Source organism: Devosia sp. 67-54 (assembly GCF_001899075.1).
Lineage (GTDB): Bacteria > Pseudomonadota > Alphaproteobacteria > Rhizobiales > Devosiaceae > Devosia_A.
On record NZ_MKVA01000008.1, the window covers coordinates 185,108 to 200,210 of the forward strand.

The window sequence follows — 15,103 nt, forward strand, 5'->3', positions numbered from 1 at the left end:
TCGTGTGACCGGCAATCGCCGCGACAGTGTCGAGGGCATCGGCTGGGAACATCTGCATGTGGTTGTCGATGACTGTTCCCGGCTCGCCTATACCGAAGTGCTCGATGGCCTTGGGCGCGAGCACGCCACGGCCTTCCTCGGCCGCGCCCTCAACTGGTTCGAGCGCCTCGGGGTCAGGGTCGAACGGGTCATGACCGACAATGGCTCGGCCTACCGTTCCAAGCTCTTCGCCCAGGCAATGCAGCAGGCCGGCATCCGCCACGTCCGCACCCGACCCTACACCCCGCGCACCAATGGCAAGACCGAGCGCTTCATCCAGACCTCGCTCAGAGAGTGGGTCTATGCCCGGCCTTACATCTCCTCAGCCCATCGAAACCAGGCCATCGGCCAGTGGACCGATGCCTACAACACCATCCGACCTCACGCCGGCATCGGCGGCATCAGTCCCTTCCAAAGACTGAACAACCTGCTTGGAAACGACAGCTAGACGGCCTACGCGGACCGGCCTTTTCGCTCGACAAACTCGACATCCAGCCCCATCGCCTCTGAGACCTGCAACAGGAAGGCGGCGGTAAATGAACCCCGACTAATCTTGTTTCTGAGGTTCTGATCTGTTTCCGGCGTGCCGCCACTGGTCATGAGCTGGGCCAGTTCAGAGTACGTGATCCCTTTGGCGATCATCGCCCCTCGGACGAGTTCCCGAGCTCGCTCCTCCCAAACGTCCCTCACACTTCACCCTCAAAAAAAGTTTCGCCGCCCCTTGATGGCACAGCAACGTATCATAAATGAGTACAACCGGAGGCGGCGCCGGCCAACTCATCATCAAGGAAACTCACCACCATGGACCCGATCCATCAACGGCTCGTCAAGGAGCTCGTGCGCCACCTCTCCATCGAGCTGGACCTCCACTACTCGAACATTCAGCTGAGCGAGGACAACAACGATGCCGTCCGAACCATCCAAGTAGCCGCCGCCCTGCTCATCATCGCGGGAGAAGAGGTGCCCGAAATCTACCAGCACCTAATGTCCCGCATCGCGCTTGGTGAACAGGAGGTCAACCCGACAACCACCGCGGACTAGGTCTTGAGCATACTCGGCTCCCTCGGGAGCCGAGCTCGTTTTCTAGTCTATTGGATTTGAGAATGGCGGCGCTGGAACGCCGCCCCAGTGTTCGCCATATGGGCGGTCATGAGGCACAGAACAAGCATAGACAACGGACACCTCGTTGCCCGTCGACCGGTCCCTGACCTGCGGCACGAACAGGCCATGGACGCCCAACCAAACAACGGAAGCAGACCATTCTCAAGCGAGGAACTCGCTCAGCGATGGGGGGTGTCGGCTCAACACGTCCGAGACCTCATCGCAAAGGGCACCCTGCGGCACTTTAGAGTTGGTCGGCTAATACGCATCCCAGCTACCGCAGTGAGAGAGTTCGAAGAATGCCCGACTACCGCGCCAAACTATACCGCGGAAAATTCTACGCAGTCTGGACCGATGCCAGAGGTCAAACGAAACGTCAGTCCCTACGTACCGCCCTGCGGGATGAAGCAGAACGCCGCCTAGCCGACTTCCAGCGGGACATGGCGGCGCCGGTCGGTTCTACGGTTGGCGACTACGTGGAGGCCTATCTCGGATACAAAAACGGGCGCATCCGAGATTACAATCGGCTGGCTGGTGCATGGGCTAATGCGAGGTCCACCTTCGGCCATCTTAGGCCCGATCAGATTACTCCGCTTCTCTGTGAGAAGTTCGCACAACATCGCCGGGCGATGGGTCGGAGTGATGGAACGATCCTGAAGGAGATCAACGTCATCAGACAGGCTCTAAATTGGAGTAAGATCGCGACGGCGCGGTTTGAAGCACCCAGCGCCCCTCCCCCTCGCGATCGCTACCTCACCAAGGTTGAAGCGAGAGCGCTGCTCGGTGGATGTTTCCAGCCCCATGTAAAGCTATTCGTTCGTCTGGCTCTGCAGACCGCGGCCCGTCGCTCCGCGTTGCTGGATCTGACTTGGGACCGCGTCGACTTTGAGCGGGGCCGCATTTACCTAGTTGTGCCGGGCGAGCATAACCGTAAGCGACGCGCATTGTCGGTACCGATCAACGATCAACTACGGGCCGACCTTGAAGCAGCTAAGGCTGTCGCGCAGACTCCGTTCGTCATCGAGTATGCCGGCCATCGAGTTCTGAACATAAAGCGAGGGTTCGCGGCCGCCGTCCGTCGCGCTGGCTTGGAGGACGTGACGCCGCATGATCTCCGCCACACTGCGGCGGTGTGGATGGCTGAGGCTGGCGTGACGTTTGAGGAAATCGCGCAATATTTGGGCCACAGCTCAACCAGGATCACGTTCTCGGTTTACGCCCGCTTTAGCCCGTCACACCTACAAAGGGCGTCAAAGAGCCTAGAGTTTTGACCCTGCGGAGCAATTGCACGGGCTGAGCACAGTCTGTGCATGAGCAAAAAGCCCGGAAAGGATGGTGGGTGCGACAGGGATTGAACCTGTGACCCCCGCCGTGTGAAGGCGATGCTCTCCCGCTGAGCTACGCACCCATCCTGCAGGAACGCCGAAAGGCGTTGTATTTCAAAGAGATGGTGGGTGTAACAGGGATTGAACCTGTGACCCCTACCATGTCAAGGTAGTGCTCTCCCGCTGAGCTATACACCCATCTCTCCGAGGCGACGGTCGGGGCCGTCGCGGCGCGGATAGACCATAAAAGCCGCCGCGGGGTCAAGCGTCAATCACCGCCCGCCCCGCGGGCTGGCGGAGTGCGTGCGGGGCGCTCGCCGATTCCATGATTCGATGCGTTGCCCTAGTCGGTGACGAAGAACAGCAGCGAGCGGTCGGCGGTGTCGAGCAGCGTGTCGGCCAGCGTGCCCAGCGACAGCCGGTCGCCGGCGCGGCGGCCGACGCCCACCAGCAGCAAATTGTAGCGGCCGCGCCGCGCCTGCGTCAGGATGCCGAGCTCGCGGTTGCCGCCGGCGCGGATGGTGCGCACCTCGACCTCGTAATGCCGGCCGATCTCGCGCACATGCTCGAACAGCGCTTCGAGCTGCGCCTCGGTGCGCGGCCGGCCCTCGTCCTCCTGCGGCACCGAGATGGCGGCGACGCGTCCATTGCCGGCCTTGGCGATGAGCACGCCGAGCTCGAGCGCCCGCATCGAGCGGGCATCGCCGCTGATCGGCACCAGGATGCGCAGCGTCGCATCGGGCAGGCGCGACAATTGTCCGCGGGCGCTGGCGATGGCGGTGGTCTCGCGGAAGGCGTCGAGCGCCGTCTTGATCCGCGCCTCGTAGCCGCCCGCTTCGGCGGCCACCGGATGGAGCCCGAGGAACATCAGATCGTGCCCCTTGTCGAGCTCGGCGCCGATGGCGGTGCCGAGGTCGTCGACGGTGGTCCGCGCCTCGACATGCAGGCTGTTCTCGCGTGTCTCGTCGGTCTCCTGCGCCTTGGCGATGCCGCCCTCCGAGGCGGTCCTGACCTGCGTGGCGTCGGAGCGCGCCGCGGCGACGTCCGCCGCCTCCTCGCCGGCGGCGGACTCGTCATGCGGCGCCAGCACCGTCACCGGCATGTTGCGCAGGCCGCCCAGATGTCCCGCCAGCGTCGAGGCGAGCTTGCCGTTGGGCGACTGGTCGGCCACGAGGAGAATGCGTTCGAGCCGCGCCACGTAGCTGTCTTCCTCGAACTCCTCGCGCTCGAGCCGCTCCTTTTCCTCTTCCTTGAGCGGCAGCCGGCCGAGCGCCCAGCGCAGCGTCGGCGGCATGATCAGCGTGGTGACGATGGCCATGGTGACGATCACCGAGAACAGCCGCTGGTCGAGCACGCCGACGCTGAGCCCGATCGAGGCGACGATGACCTCGGTGGAGCCGCGCGCATTCATGCCGAAACCGAGCGCCAGCGCCTCGGCGCGGCTCATGCCGTTGAGCTTGGCGCCGAGGAAGGCGCCGCCGAACTTGCCGAGGCTGGCGATGAGGATGAGCCCGAGCGCGAGGAGCGCCGTGGTCGGCTCGAGCAGCACCCGCAGATCGGCGCGGAGGCCCGTGAGGCCAAAGAACACCGGCATGAACAGCGCCGTGGTGAGGCCACGCAATTGTTCGTCGATCTGCCGCGTGAGGATCGGCGACTGCCCGATGAGCAGCCCGGCGACGAAGGCGCCGAGCACGGTCTGCACGCCGATGCCGGCGGTGATGAGCGCCAGCACGCCCATGATGCCGACAATGGCGGTGGTGACCGGCAGGTCGGAGTGCAAATTGTCGTTGGTCCAGCGGATCACCTCGAAGGCGGCGCGGCGGCCGACGGTGAAGGCGACGGCAAGGAACAGCGCCGTGCCGATGACGGTGATAGCGAGCGGCCCCAGCGCCACCGAACCGGTGGTGGCGATGCCGAGCGTAATGGCGATGATCACCCAGCCGGCGGTGTCGTCGATCACCGCCGAGGCGACGATGAGCTGGCCGACATTGCGGCGCATGAAGTTCATCTCGCGCACCACCGTGGCGACGATCTTGAGCGAGGAGATGGAGAGCGCGGTGCCGAAGAACAGCGCCGCCACCAGCCGCTTGTCGGCCTCGGGCAGCACCCAGTCGGGCACCAGCATGCCGAGCGCGAAGCCGCAGGCGAAGGGCACGGCGATGCCGCTGAGCGACACGGCGATGGCATGCCTGCGCAGCCGGTAGGCGAGCCCGAGATCGGTCTCCATGCCGGCCAGCAGCAGCAGGAACAGGATGCCGAGCTGGGCGATGCCGTCGAGCATGGCCGCCTGCTCGCCGCCCGGGGGAAACAGGAATGCCTCGGCGCCCGGCCACAGCGCCCCCAGCACCGTCGGCCCGAGGATGATGCCGGCGAGAATCTGCCCGATGATGGAGGGCTGGCCGAGGCGGAACATCAATTCGCCGAGCAGGCGCCCGAACAGCACCAGCAGCAGCACCTGGGCCAGCAGCATCACTTCGGAGCCGCCATGGGCGGCCGCTTCCGCCGCTTCCGCCGGCACCGCGCCCAGCAGCACGAGCCCGAGCGCCCCGGCACCTGCCGCAATGGTCCACCGTGCCGTCAAACCTGCCCCTTCAACTGCCGCTCGCCGGAGCCTTGAAGCCTGAGGAGGTCATCTTGGTTCCGTCGCGGGCAAGCCGAAAGATTCGTGCCGGACGGGAACCTTTTGCCCCGTCCGCGCCGCTTTTCGGCATGGACGCGAGGTCCGCAAGCCTGCCCGCCGGCGCAAGCGCGCCGACGAGGACGAGGTGCATGCGTGAGCGCCCGGTCAGGCGGCGAGCAGGCGCTCGACCTCGTTGACCAGATCCTTCAGATGGAATGGCTTGCTCAGCACCGAGGCATCCTTGGGCGCCTCGCTGTCGGGGTTGAGCGCCACGGCGGCAAAGCCGGTGATGAACATCACCTTGAGGTCGGGATCGAGCTCGGTGGCGCGGCGCGCGAGCTCTATGCCGTCCATCTCCGGCATCACGATATCGCTGAGCAGCAGCGAGAACGGTTCCTCGCGCAGCCGCTCATAGGCGGATTTGCCGTTGTCGAACGACACCACCTCATAGCCGGCGGTCTTGAGCGCGCGCGTCAGGAACTGGCGCATGTCGTTATCGTCTTCGGCCAGAAGAATCCGCTTCATCGCTCTCAGAACTCCCCGCAACATGCCCACTGCCCGGGCACGGCGATGTTTAATCGAGTTTTGCCGAATCGCAACGGGCCATATCGCGGCTTTCCGGCTGCTGGACAAAGCCGGGAGCGGGATGCAGGATAATTGCCACAAGCCCGCTGGAGTGTGATTTGCGGTCCGACTACTGGGAAAAACCGGCCTTCGAAACCATCCGACCCCGCCGGCTGACCGCGCCGATCGTGTTCAACTCGGCCCATTCCGGGCGCGAATATCCCGACCGCTTCCTCAAGATGACCCGGCTCGACCATCTGTCGATCCGCCAGTCCGAGGACGCCTATGTCGACGAATTGTTCGCCCGGGCGCCGCATCTGGGCACGCCGCTGCTGCGGGCGCATTTCCCGCGCGCCTATCTCGACGTCAACCGCGAGCCGTGGGAGCTCGACCCGCAAATGTTCGCCGATCCGCTGTCGGACCGGTTCAACACCACGAGCCCGCGCGTCGCCGCCGGGCTCGGCACCATCGCCAGGGTGGTGGCCGAGAACAAGCCGATCTACCGCGAATTGCTGACGCTGGAGGATGCACGCATGCGCATCGAGGGCATCTACCTGCCCTATCACGCGACGCTGCAGCGCCTGTTGTCCGACGCCGTCGCGGCGTTCGGCGTGGCGGTGCTGATCGACTGCCATTCGATGCCGCGCATCGCCCGCTCGGGCGACCGGCTGGCCCCCGACATCGTGCTCGGCGACCGCTACGGCACCACCTGCGCCACCGGCCTGATCGATCTGTGCGAGATGGTGTTCGCCGGCGCCGGCCTGCGCGTGGCGCGCAACCGCCCCTATGCCGGCGGCTTCATCGCCCGCACCTACGGCCGGCCGCAGCACGGCATCCACGCGCTGCAGGTCGAGATCTCGCGCCACCTCTACATGAACGAAGTGACGCTGGAGCGGAACGAGGGCTTCAACGCCATCCGGCAATTGCTCGACCGGCTGACCCTGGCGCTGATCGGCTACGACATGAGCCTGCTGACCGCCCCGCTGCACCAGCCGGCCAAGGCCGCCGAATGACCGGTCCCGCAAAGAGAAGGGGCCGCGCGATCTAGCAGCGGCCCCAGTCAAGGGAGGAAACGACGGCGGCTCGCACTGCCGATAGTCGCGGCAGCGCCGCGAACCGCCCATCCATCATGCAGCTTCGGCGTGAACTGATTTGCCGCACGAGACAAGCAACAGCATGCTCTTCAACAGACGCGCCGCGCCGCCTGTTGCATAAATGAATCACCTGCCCTCGGCAAAAATGCCGATATTGCGCCGGGCCGTGCCTGCTATGGCCCTGCATAAGAACGACAATCTTCTCCGGAGCCCTTCATGACCGCAGATGGCCTCGCCGGCCTCGATCCCGCCCTGGTGCAGGCAACGCTGCTCGCCGCCGCCGAGGCCGCCGCCGAACGCACCCTTGCCGGCTTCCGCACCCCGCTGGCGGTGGAAAACAAGTGGGAAACCGGCTTCGATCCGGTGACCGCCGCCGACCGCGACGCCGAGATCGCCATCCGCGCCGTGCTCGCGGCACGCTTTCCCGAGCACGGCATCATCGGCGAGGAATGGGACCCCAAGGCCTCGGCCGGCGCCTATGACTGGATCGTCGATCCGATCGACGGCACCCGCGCCTTCATCTCCGGCGTGCCGGTGTGGGGCACGCTGATCGGCCTGATGCACCGCGGGCGCGCCGTCGCCGGCCTGATGGCGCAGCCGTTCACCGGCGAGACCTATCTCGGCCTGCCTGGAACGGCGGTCTACAGCCGGCACGGCGAGACCCGGCCGCTGCGCACCTCAGGCCTCACCGAGCTCGGCCGCGCCAAGGTGACCGCCACCTCGCCCGACATCTTCGAGCTCGCCGGCACCACCGACAACATCGCCCGGCTGCGGCAGGCGACGCTGCAGATCCGCTGGGGCCTCGACTGCTACGGCTATTGCCTGCTGGCCGCCGGGCACATCGATATCGTCGCCGAATCCATGCTCAAGAACGTCGACATCGCGCCGCTGATCCCGATCATCGAGAATGCCGGCGGCGTCGTCACCACCTGGGACGGCGGCCCCGCCGAAGCCGGCGGCAATTGCGTCGCCGCGGCGACGCCGGAACTGCACGAGGCGGCGATGAGGGTGCTGCGGGGATAGGGGAAGGGCTCGCTCCGCTCGCCAAGGCGCCGACCTCTCCCCTGAGGGGCGAGGTGAGACGATTGCCGCATCGTGGCGTGTCGTCAGTTCAGCGCCGTGCCCACGGCCATGAACTTTTCGCGGCGCAGCTCGCGCACCTGCAGCGGGCCGCGATTGCCGGGGAACTCGCGCAGGAACGCGCCGATCGCTTCGGCGGTGTTGGCCATCACCGTCTGCGGGTGGCGATGCGCGCCGCCCGCCGGCTCCGGGATGATGCCGTCGATGACGCCGAAGCCCAGCAAATCCTGCGCCGTGATCTTCATGTTGTTGGCGGCGTCCATGGCGCGCGCCGCGTCCTTCCACAGGATCGAGGCCGACGCCTCGGGCGAGGCCACGGCATAGATCGAGTTTTCGAGCATCAGCACGCGATTGGCCGTGGCGATGGCGATGGCGCCGCCCGAGCCGCCCTCGCCGATGATGATGGCAAGGTTGGGCACGCCGATCTCGAGGCATTTTTCGGTGCAGCGGGCGATGGCCTCGGCCTGCCCGCGCTCCTCGGCGCCGATCCCCGGATAGGCGCCGGCGGTATCGACGAACGACACCACCGGAATGCCGAAGCGGTCGGCCATGTCCATGATGCGCACCGCCTTGCGGTAGCCCTCGGGCCGCGCCATGCCGAAATTGTGCTTGAGCCGGGTCTCGGTGGTCGAGCCCTTCTCCTGCCCGATGATGGCGACGGGCGTGCCGTTGAAGCGGCCGAAGCCGGCCTGCACCGCCGCGTCCTCGGCATATTTGCGGTCGCCGGCCAGCGGCGTCCACTCGGTGACGAGACCCTTGATGTAGTCGGAAAAATGCGGCCGCTGCGGGTGCCGGGCGACCTGCGTCTTCTGCCAGGGCGTGAGCCGCTTGTAGATGTCGACCAGCGCCTGGTCGGCGCGTACGGTGAGCGCCGCCACCTCGTCGTCGATCGACACCGCCTTTTCGGCGCCCGACAGCGATTTCAGCTCGGCGATCTTGCCTTCGAGGTCGGCGACCGGTTTTTCGAAATCGAGATAGGACTGCATTCCCGCCCGCCTGGCCGTTGAAAATCGCGAGCGATGTCGCTGCGCATCATGGCCGGAAAGTGGCGAGCGGGACTGCCGGTGTCAAGCGAACCCTAGTTCGGCGAGCTGCCGGTGATGTCGACGGCGCTGGCCAGCACCGTCGGATCGTCGCTGGCCTGCATCAATTGCGGCACGCTGATGCCGTTGGGGTCCTTGGCGGTGACGTCGATGCGCACCGATTTGGTCTTGCCCGACATGAAGTCGCCGACCGCCGCGCCCAGCGCGCGCGCCGCGTCGGTGCTGCCCAGCATCTGCAGCGCCGCGCCTTCCGCCACCCCCGCCATCTGTGTGCGGAAGGTCGCGGGGTCGGCGTTCTGCTCGGCCGCCAGCAGCGGCACCAGCTTGTCGCCCAGCCCGCTGTCGGTGATGGTGAAGGTGATGGATTTGACCGTCACCCCCATCGAGGCCGCCTGCTGCAAATCGGGATCGACGGCGAACAATTGCTCGGTGGCGTTGCCCGCCACCGCCGCCAGGGCGAAACTGCCGAGATCGGCGCCCGAGACCGAGAGGTTGTCGATCCTGATCGCCTGGCCGGCCTTGTCCCAGCTCGCGGTGAACTCGTAGCTGGCGTTGATCTTGCTGATGCCGATGGCCTTGAGCATCTTGGCCGTGTCGTCGTCGCTGTCGGGCGGCAGCGGCATGTCGACGCCATGCGCCGAGCTGCTGATCTTGGTTGGAATGCCGTTCAGATAGTCGCCGAGCGTCAGGTCGAAATCGGCGACGTTGAGCTGCACGCGGCCGCTTTGCTGCTCGGGATCGGGCACGTCCACCGCGAGCCCGGTCAGCGACATGCCGCCCCACGCCGGAATGATCTTGCGCCAGTTCTTGTCGAACCAGGCCGGATCGACGCCGCTCGCCGCCTTGAGCGCATCGAGCGGCTGGCCGAAATCGATCGCCTTGAAGGTCGCCGATTTGAGGCCGACCGAGCCGTCGCTGGCGGCGATCTTGAGGTCGTTGATGGTCACCGCCGGATAGCTGCCCGGCGAGAAGCCGCCCATCTCGACGCCGCCCAGCGTCAGCGCGAACGGCTTGCCGTCCTTGCCGGTGCCCGAGCAGTCGATGGCGCCCACCGTGGTCGGCGTCGATTTGAACGCCTGGAAGATGTCGGTGAGGAAGGTCACGACCTTGCCCATGGCGGCGGCCGGCGGCGCCCCGTCCTTGGCTGCCTCGAGCTCGTTGGCGGCGTCGGTCAGCTCCTTGAACGACACCTTGAGCGGCCGCGCGTCGAACTCGTCGGTGGCGATCCTGCCGATATCGCAGCTCACCCCGTCCGCCTCGAATTTGGCGCCGTCCCAGGTGAAGTTGCGGTAGATCGGCTTCAGCGGCGGTTCGCTGCCGGTGCTGGGCACCATGGCGTAGAGCGCGAGGATGCCGCCGATGTCGAGCAGCCCCGTCGACATCTTGCCGAAGGTGAAGGTGCCCTCGGGGCTTTTGCTCACCGCCGAACCGACGCTGGCGCTCGCGGCAATGCCGTTCTTGACGTCGCGCAGCACCAGATCCTTGTACGACATCTCGGTGACCTGCGGGGTGCCGCCGTTTTCGCTGGTGGTGATGGTCAGCGTGATCTCGGGGACGGTGATGCTGGTGGCCGACAGCGCCGAGAGCTCGGAGGCGTGCGCCGCGAGGTTGCCGCTCAGCACCTCGCGCAGCGTCACCTCGTCCATGCTCGAATCGACCGCCGTCACCGTCGGGATGGAAACGCGGGAATCGAAACTCGCCCGCGTGGTGGTGACCGGCGCGCTCGCTTCGGCGGACGACGAACTGCTGTCCTGGGCGAGCACCGCCGGGGCGGCCGCGAGGCTGAGCACGGCGGCGAGCAGCGCCGCTTTGGAGATATTGAGCACGATGGCGTTTCCTCTGATCGTGTGAAGTCGGTCTGCGACGGACCCTCGCAGGACGTAACGAAGTCTTTGTGGCAATTCGCGGAACAATTGCATGCAATTTGCCGCCACTCTACTGCTCTCACCCGCTTTGCGTGAATGCCCACTGAATGGAGGCCGCGATGGCATTGGAGATTGTCGGACATGCCATCGTGTCCGCCGACGGCATGATCGCCGACCGCGACCACAAAATGCCCGCCGCACTGCGGAACGACGCCGACTGGCGCCGCTTCCAGGCGGCGCTCGACCGCGCGGTGCTGGTGGTGCTCGGCCGGATCGGCCATGAGGCCCACCCCAATCCGGGCCGCAAGCGGCTGGTGGTGACGAGCCGCGTCGCCTGGCTCGAACGCGCCCCGGGGGACGATCACACCATGCTGTGGAACCCAAGCGGCATCGGGCTCAGGCGCGTGCTCGCCGGCCTCGGCATCGCCGACGGCGTGGTGGCCGTTACCGGCGGCCAGCGCGTCTTCGACCTGTTCCTGCCCGGCTTCACCAGCTTCGAACTGGTCACGGTGGCCGGCCTCGCCATCCCCGACGGGGTGCCGTGCTTTTCCGGCGGCCTGCCCTGGGACGTGCTGGCGCAAGCGGGCCTGCGGGCCGCGGAAACGGAAGAGCTGGATGCCGGGGTGTCGCTGACGGTGTGGCGGCGGCCCTAGCGGTCGGCCGACCGCACGCTCAGCTCTTTTCGGCCAGCGGGTGGTGCTGCTCCACCAGCGTCCTGAGCTTTTCGTCCAGCACGTGCGTGTAGATCTGCGTGGTGGAGATGTCGGCGTGGCCGAGCAGCGTCTGCACCACGCGCAGATCGGCGCCGCCCTGCAGCAGATGGCTGGCGAAGGCGTGGCGGAGGACGTGCGGCGCCACGCGGGCGCTGGCGATGCCGGCGCGGCCGGCAAGCCCCTTGAGGTCGCGCGCGAACACCTGCCGGCTGAGATAGCCGTCCTCGCCGCCGGCGGGGAACAGCCACGGCCCCGGCGGCAGCGTCGCCACCCACGACCGCACCGCATCGCGCGCCCGGTCGTTGACCGGCACGATGCGCTCCTTGTTGCCCTTGCCGGTGATGCTGAGATAGCTCGCATCGCGCATCACCGCGGCGCGCCTGAGGCTCACCAGCTCGCTGACCCGCATGCCGGTGGCATAGAGCAGCTCGAGCAGCACGTAGAGCCGGCGCGCCGCGAGCCGCTTATGCTCCGGCGCCTCGGCGTTCGCCCCGGCTTCGGCCGTCGCCAGCAGCCGGTCGACCTCGGCGACGCCGAGCACCTTGGGCAGCGGCCGGCGTCTGCGCGGACTGGCGACGATGCGCGTCGGATCGTCGGGCCGGACCTGGTCGGCACAGAGGAATTTGTGGAACTGCCGCAGCGCCGACAGCCGCCGCGCCGCCGACGAGGCCGCGAGCCCCTGCCCGTCGAGGAACGCCAGATACGCCACCACCTGCTCGCGCCCGGCGGTTTCGGCCGACTTGCCCCTGGCGGCGAGGAAGCCGGCATAGTCCGTGAGGTCGCGGCGGTACGCCTCGAGCGTGTTGGGCGCGGCGTTGCGCTCCGCGCTCATCATTTCGAGGAACGCCTCGACCAGGTGGGCGCTGCTCATTCGGCGCCGGTGTCGACCGTCTTCACCCCGGACTCGTCGGCCTCCGAATCCGAAATGTCGATCGAGGGCAGGCTCGAGGAGACGGCGGAGCTCTCGTCCTTGGGCGCCACGTTGACCGGCGCCGGCAGGTTGTCGAGGTCGATCGGCGCCGATGGCGGCACCAGCTCGCGCGCCGGAATCTTGATGGTGATGTCCTTCTCGCCCGGATCGACCATGATGGTGAGGGCGATCATGCCGGCAAACACCAGGCCGGCCAGCACCACGAGCACGATGAATAGGCGGATGAGGGTCGGCATCGAATCCCGCGTGGTGGATGGACTGCTTTTGTCTCGCCATTCTGCGGCACGATCAAGGGCGAGGCAGGTCCGGATCGTAGCGGGATTGACTTTAGGAGGCCCTAACGGTTCAACCCGGACCACGCCCCGGGACCCAAGATGACCGCAGCCCCGCCACCGCGCGATGCGCACAAGGACGAGCTCAACGCCCTGCTGGACGGGCGCGCCGTCGTGCTGGTGGGGATGATGGGCGCCGGCAAGACCACCGTCGGCCGGCGGCTCGCGGCGCGGCTCGGCCGGCATTTCGTCGACAGCGACGAAGAAGTGGAAAAAGCCGCCGGCATGTCGATCGAAGACATCTTCGCCACCCGCGGCGAGGCCGATTTCCGCGCCGGCGAGGTACGGGTGATCGCCCGGCTGCTCAAGGACCGCGACCTGGTGCTGGGCACCGGCGGCGGCGCCTTCATGAACGCCGAGACCCGCGCGCTGGTCAAGGCCTCGGCGGTGTCGGTGTGGATCAAGGCCGATTTCGAACTGCTGTTTGCCCGCGTGCAACGGCGCTCCAACCGGCCGCTGCTCAAGACCGCCAATCCGCGCCAGACGCTGCAGGAGCTGATCGACCGGCGCTACCCCACTTACGCCGAGGCCGACGTCACCATCGTCAGCCGCGACGTGCCGCAGGACCAGGTGGCCTCCGACGTGATCGAGGCACTGCTGCTGCACCTTGGAGACCGCGATGGCTGAGCCGACCCTTGTCCATGTGCCGCTGGGCGAGCGCGCCTACGACATCCTGATCGGCCCCGATCTGCTCGAAAGCGCGGGGGAACGGCTGCAGGCGATGTTTCCCGGCCGCCGCTATGGCATCGTCACCGACAGCGAAGTGGCCAAGGCGCAATTGCCGCGGCTGACCCGCGCGCTCGACGCCGCCGGCCTCAGGCACGCAACGGTGGTGGTGCCCAATGGCGAGGCCAGCAAATCGATCGGCCGGCTCAACGAGGTGGTCGAGGGCCTGCTCGAAGCGCGGCTCGAGCGCGGCGACATCGTGCTGGCGCTGGGCGGCGGCGTCATCGGCGACCTCGCCGGCTTCGCCGCCGCGATCACCCGCCGCGGCATGGATTTCGTGCAGCTCCCGACGAGCCTTTTGGCGCAGGTCGACAGCTCCGTCGGCGGCAAGACAGGCATCAACTCGCCACACGGCAAGAATCTGATCGGCGCCTTCCACCAGCCAAAGCTGGTGCTGGCCGATATCGGTGCGCTCGCCACCCTGCCGCCGCGCGAATTCGCCGCCGGCTACGCCGAGACGGTGAAATACGGGCTGATCGACGACGAGGCCTTCTTCTTCTGGCTCGAGCAGCAGCAGCCGGAGATCTTTGCCGGCGGCCCGGCCCGTGCCGAGGCCATCGCCCGCGCCTGCGCCGCCAAGACGCGTTTTGTGCTGGCCGACGAGAAGGAAACCGGCGTGCGCGCGCTGCTCAATCTCGGCCACACTTTCGGCCACGCGCTGGAGAAGGCCACCGGCTTTTCCGACCGGCTGCTGCATGGCGAGGGCGTCGCCATCGGCATGGTGCTGGCGCATGGCTTTTCGGCGAAGCTCGGCCTCGCCCCGAGCCAGGACACCGGCCGCATCGCCGCGCACCTCAAGCGCGCCGGCCTGCCGACGACGCTGCAGGACATCCCCGGCGGCCTGCCCGGCACCGATTACCTGATGGACGCCATCGCCCAGGACAAGAAGGTGGTCCGCGGCGCCCTGACCTTCATCCTTACCCACGGCATCGGCCAGGCCTTCATCGAAAAGAACGTCGATCCACAGGCGGTGCGGACGTATCTGGAGGAGATGCGGGACTAAGTCGTGACTGACGACTTATACTGATACTTGTATAATTTTGGTGTTTCGGATATGGACAAGCGTGTCGATTTCGAAGGCTCGTCCGGCGAGGCTTTGCGGGATTTCCCGCTTCTCGCCCGCCGTCAGGCCGGCCATGACCTCTGGCGGATACAGCAGGGCAAGCAACCGCTGGACTGGAAGCCGATGCCGAGCATCGGAGCCGGCGTCGGCGAGATTCGCATCCATGAAGAAGGAGCGTTCCGTGTCGTCTACATCGCCAAGTTCGAAGAAGCGGTCTACGTCCTCCACTGCTTCCAAAAGAAGTCTCAACGCACCGGCCGCGCCGACCTTGAGCTCGCGACGGCGCGCTACAAAGCCCTCATTGCCAGACGGCGAACCCGCTAGCCAGTCGTTCGAAAGCGTCTGGGATGCGATCGAGGACGATCTGGCCGAGCGGCAACGCATGAAGGTGCTGTCGAGCCTGATGTATCAACTCGAAACCTACATCAAGGCGCAGGGCTGGACGCAGGCCGTAGCCGCCAGGCGGTTGGGAGTCAGCCAGCCGCGCATTTCCGACCTCATGCGCGGTAAGATCAACCTGTTCAGCATCGACGCGCTGGTTGGCATGTCCGGCCTGGCCGGGATCAAGCTGGACATCCGCTTCGCCCCCTAGCCCCCAGCTCCGGCG

At 66.7% G+C, this 15,103-nt stretch carries 18 protein-coding genes, 2 tRNA genes and 1 pseudogene; 11 read left to right on the plus strand and 10 right to left on the minus strand.

Features of this window, described 5'->3' with window-relative positions; all coding sequences use genetic code 11:
• Positions 1-4: 4 nt before the first annotated feature.
• Positions 5-487, plus strand: coding sequence for an integrase core domain-containing protein (locus BGO82_RS14100; RefSeq protein WP_291306243.1), 483 nt, complete (start codon positions 5-7; stop codon positions 485-487).
• A 5-nt stretch (positions 488-492) separates the two neighbouring features.
• Here BGO82_RS14100 and BGO82_RS14105 read toward each other — a convergent pair whose 3' ends face one another.
• Positions 493-729: a DUF6471 domain-containing protein gene (locus BGO82_RS14105; RefSeq protein ID WP_291306244.1), complete on the minus strand. Its 237-nt coding sequence runs from the start codon at positions 727-729 to the stop codon at positions 493-495.
• A 111-nt stretch (positions 730-840) separates the two neighbouring features.
• On the opposite strand from BGO82_RS14105, the gene BGO82_RS14110 reads away from it, so the two are divergent.
• The 3 genes and pseudogenes from BGO82_RS14110 to BGO82_RS14115 all read left to right on the plus strand — a co-directional run bounded on the left by BGO82_RS14110 (position 841) and on the right by BGO82_RS14115 (position 2,411).
• Complete coding sequence (locus BGO82_RS14110; protein WP_291306245.1) at positions 841-1,080, plus strand: hypothetical protein; 240 nt, start codon at positions 841-843, stop codon at positions 1,078-1,080.
• A 186-nt stretch (positions 1,081-1,266) separates the two neighbouring features.
• Positions 1,267-1,425, plus strand: a pseudogene (locus tag BGO82_RS21070) (excisionase family DNA-binding protein); the annotation flags it as partial.
• 14 nt (positions 1,426-1,439) lie between these two features.
• The gene (locus tag BGO82_RS14115; RefSeq protein WP_291306246.1) at positions 1,440-2,411 is read left to right on the plus strand and encodes a site-specific integrase; all 972 of its coding nucleotides are present in this window, start codon (positions 1,440-1,442) and stop codon (positions 2,409-2,411) included.
• A gap of 62 nt (positions 2,412-2,473) precedes the next feature.
• Here BGO82_RS14115 and BGO82_RS14120 read toward each other — a convergent pair.
• From BGO82_RS14120 to cpdR, 5 genes are all read right to left on the minus strand, one after another.
• Positions 2,474-2,548: transfer RNA gene (locus BGO82_RS14120), tRNA-Val, on the minus strand.
• Between the two features lie 40 nt (positions 2,549-2,588).
• Positions 2,589-2,663: transfer RNA gene (locus BGO82_RS14125), tRNA-Val, on the minus strand.
• A 145-nt stretch (positions 2,664-2,808) separates the two neighbouring features.
• Positions 2,809-5,046, minus strand: coding sequence for a cation:proton antiporter (locus BGO82_RS14130; RefSeq protein ID WP_291306247.1), 2,238 nt, complete (start codon positions 5,044-5,046; stop codon positions 2,809-2,811).
• Positions 5,047-5,056: 10 nt separating this feature from the next.
• A complete protein-coding gene (locus tag BGO82_RS14135; protein ID WP_291306248.1) occupies positions 5,057-5,236 on the minus strand; it encodes a hypothetical protein in 180 nt (59 codons plus the stop codon).
• A gap of 14 nt (positions 5,237-5,250) precedes the next feature.
• Complete coding sequence (gene cpdR, locus BGO82_RS14140; protein ID WP_291306249.1) at positions 5,251-5,610, minus strand: cell cycle two-component system response regulator CpdR; 360 nt, start codon at positions 5,608-5,610, stop codon at positions 5,251-5,253.
• Between the two features lie 158 nt (positions 5,611-5,768).
• Between cpdR and BGO82_RS14145 the strand changes: the two genes are divergently transcribed.
• Entirely contained in the window at positions 5,769-6,662 is an 894-nt protein-coding gene (locus BGO82_RS14145) for an N-formylglutamate amidohydrolase (protein WP_291306250.1), read from the plus strand.
• Between the two features lie 297 nt (positions 6,663-6,959).
• Positions 6,960-7,766, plus strand: a complete 807-nt coding sequence (hisN, locus tag BGO82_RS14150; RefSeq protein ID WP_291306251.1) for a histidinol-phosphatase — start codon at positions 6,960-6,962, stop codon at positions 7,764-7,766.
• An 83-nt stretch (positions 7,767-7,849) separates the two neighbouring features.
• Here the strand turns inward: hisN and BGO82_RS14155 are convergent, their stop codons facing one another.
• Together BGO82_RS14155 and BGO82_RS14160 are read right to left on the minus strand one after the other, a co-directional pair.
• Entirely contained in the window at positions 7,850-8,809 is a 960-nt protein-coding gene (locus BGO82_RS14155; protein ID WP_291306252.1) for an acetyl-CoA carboxylase carboxyltransferase subunit alpha, read from the minus strand.
• Between the two features lie 92 nt (positions 8,810-8,901).
• The gene (locus BGO82_RS14160) at positions 8,902-10,692 is read right to left on the minus strand and encodes a hypothetical protein (protein WP_291306253.1); all 1,791 of its coding nucleotides are present in this window, start codon (positions 10,690-10,692) and stop codon (positions 8,902-8,904) included.
• 158 nt (positions 10,693-10,850) lie between these two features.
• Between BGO82_RS14160 and BGO82_RS14165 the strand changes: the two genes are divergently transcribed.
• Positions 10,851-11,384 (plus strand): dihydrofolate reductase, encoded by a 534-nt coding sequence (locus BGO82_RS14165; protein ID WP_291306254.1) that lies wholly within the window; start codon positions 10,851-10,853, stop codon positions 11,382-11,384.
• Between the two features lie 19 nt (positions 11,385-11,403).
• Here the strand turns inward: BGO82_RS14165 and BGO82_RS14170 are convergent, their stop codons facing one another.
• Positions 11,404-12,315: a site-specific tyrosine recombinase XerD gene (locus BGO82_RS14170; RefSeq protein WP_291306255.1), complete on the minus strand. Its 912-nt coding sequence runs from the start codon at positions 12,313-12,315 to the stop codon at positions 11,404-11,406.
• Positions 12,312-12,611: a hypothetical protein gene (locus BGO82_RS14175; protein ID WP_291306256.1), complete on the minus strand. Its 300-nt coding sequence runs from the start codon at positions 12,609-12,611 to the stop codon at positions 12,312-12,314. Before BGO82_RS14175 ends, BGO82_RS14170 begins: the two co-directional genes overlap by 4 nt.
• A 138-nt stretch (positions 12,612-12,749) precedes the next feature.
• Between BGO82_RS14175 and BGO82_RS14180 the strand changes: the two genes are divergently transcribed.
• From BGO82_RS14180 to BGO82_RS14195, 4 genes are read left to right on the plus strand one after another with little or no spacing between them, the layout of a single operon-like run.
• Positions 12,750-13,334 (plus strand): shikimate kinase, encoded by a 585-nt coding sequence (locus BGO82_RS14180; protein WP_291306257.1) that lies wholly within the window; start codon positions 12,750-12,752, stop codon positions 13,332-13,334.
• Positions 13,327-14,436 (plus strand): 3-dehydroquinate synthase, encoded by a 1,110-nt coding sequence (gene aroB / locus BGO82_RS14185; protein WP_291306258.1) that lies wholly within the window; start codon positions 13,327-13,329, stop codon positions 14,434-14,436. Before BGO82_RS14180 ends, aroB begins: the two co-directional genes overlap by 8 nt.
• 51 nt (positions 14,437-14,487) lie before the next feature.
• Complete coding sequence (locus BGO82_RS14190; protein WP_291306259.1) at positions 14,488-14,820, plus strand: type II toxin-antitoxin system RelE/ParE family toxin; 333 nt, start codon at positions 14,488-14,490, stop codon at positions 14,818-14,820.
• A complete protein-coding gene (locus BGO82_RS14195; protein WP_291306260.1) occupies positions 14,798-15,088 on the plus strand; it encodes an XRE family transcriptional regulator in 291 nt (96 codons plus the stop codon). The genes BGO82_RS14190 and BGO82_RS14195 overlap by 23 nt, the downstream gene beginning before the upstream one ends.
• Positions 15,089-15,103 lie beyond the last annotated feature (15 nt).

Excerpts from the sequence above, each read along its gene's own strand:
- BGO82_RS14135 (WP_291306248.1), bottom strand. The coding sequence starts at position 5,236 with ATGCACCTCGTCCTCGTCGGCGCGCTTGCGCCGGCGGGCAGGCTTGCG.
- aroB (WP_291306258.1), top strand. The coding sequence starts at position 13,327 with ATGGCTGAGCCGACCCTTGTCCATGTGCCGCTGGGCGAGCGCGCCTAC.
- BGO82_RS14190 (WP_291306259.1), top strand. The coding sequence starts at position 14,488 with ATGGACAAGCGTGTCGATTTCGAAGGCTCGTCCGGCGAGGCTTTGCGG.
- BGO82_RS14110 (WP_291306245.1), top strand. The coding sequence starts at position 841 with ATGGACCCGATCCATCAACGGCTCGTCAAGGAGCTCGTGCGCCACCTC.
- BGO82_RS14170 (WP_291306255.1), bottom strand. The coding sequence starts at position 12,315 with ATGAGCAGCGCCCACCTGGTCGAGGCGTTCCTCGAAATGATGAGCGCG.
- cpdR (WP_291306249.1), bottom strand. The coding sequence starts at position 5,610 with ATGAAGCGGATTCTTCTGGCCGAAGACGATAACGACATGCGCCAGTTC.
- BGO82_RS14180 (WP_291306257.1), top strand. The coding sequence starts at position 12,750 with ATGACCGCAGCCCCGCCACCGCGCGATGCGCACAAGGACGAGCTCAAC.
- BGO82_RS14175 (WP_291306256.1), bottom strand. The coding sequence starts at position 12,611 with ATGCCGACCCTCATCCGCCTATTCATCGTGCTCGTGGTGCTGGCCGGC.
- BGO82_RS14115 (WP_291306246.1), top strand. The coding sequence starts at position 1,440 with ATGCCCGACTACCGCGCCAAACTATACCGCGGAAAATTCTACGCAGTC.
- BGO82_RS14155 (WP_291306252.1), bottom strand. The coding sequence starts at position 8,809 with ATGCAGTCCTATCTCGATTTCGAAAAACCGGTCGCCGACCTCGAAGGC.
- BGO82_RS14165 (WP_291306254.1), top strand. The coding sequence starts at position 10,851 with ATGGCATTGGAGATTGTCGGACATGCCATCGTGTCCGCCGACGGCATG.
- hisN (WP_291306251.1), top strand. The coding sequence starts at position 6,960 with ATGACCGCAGATGGCCTCGCCGGCCTCGATCCCGCCCTGGTGCAGGCA.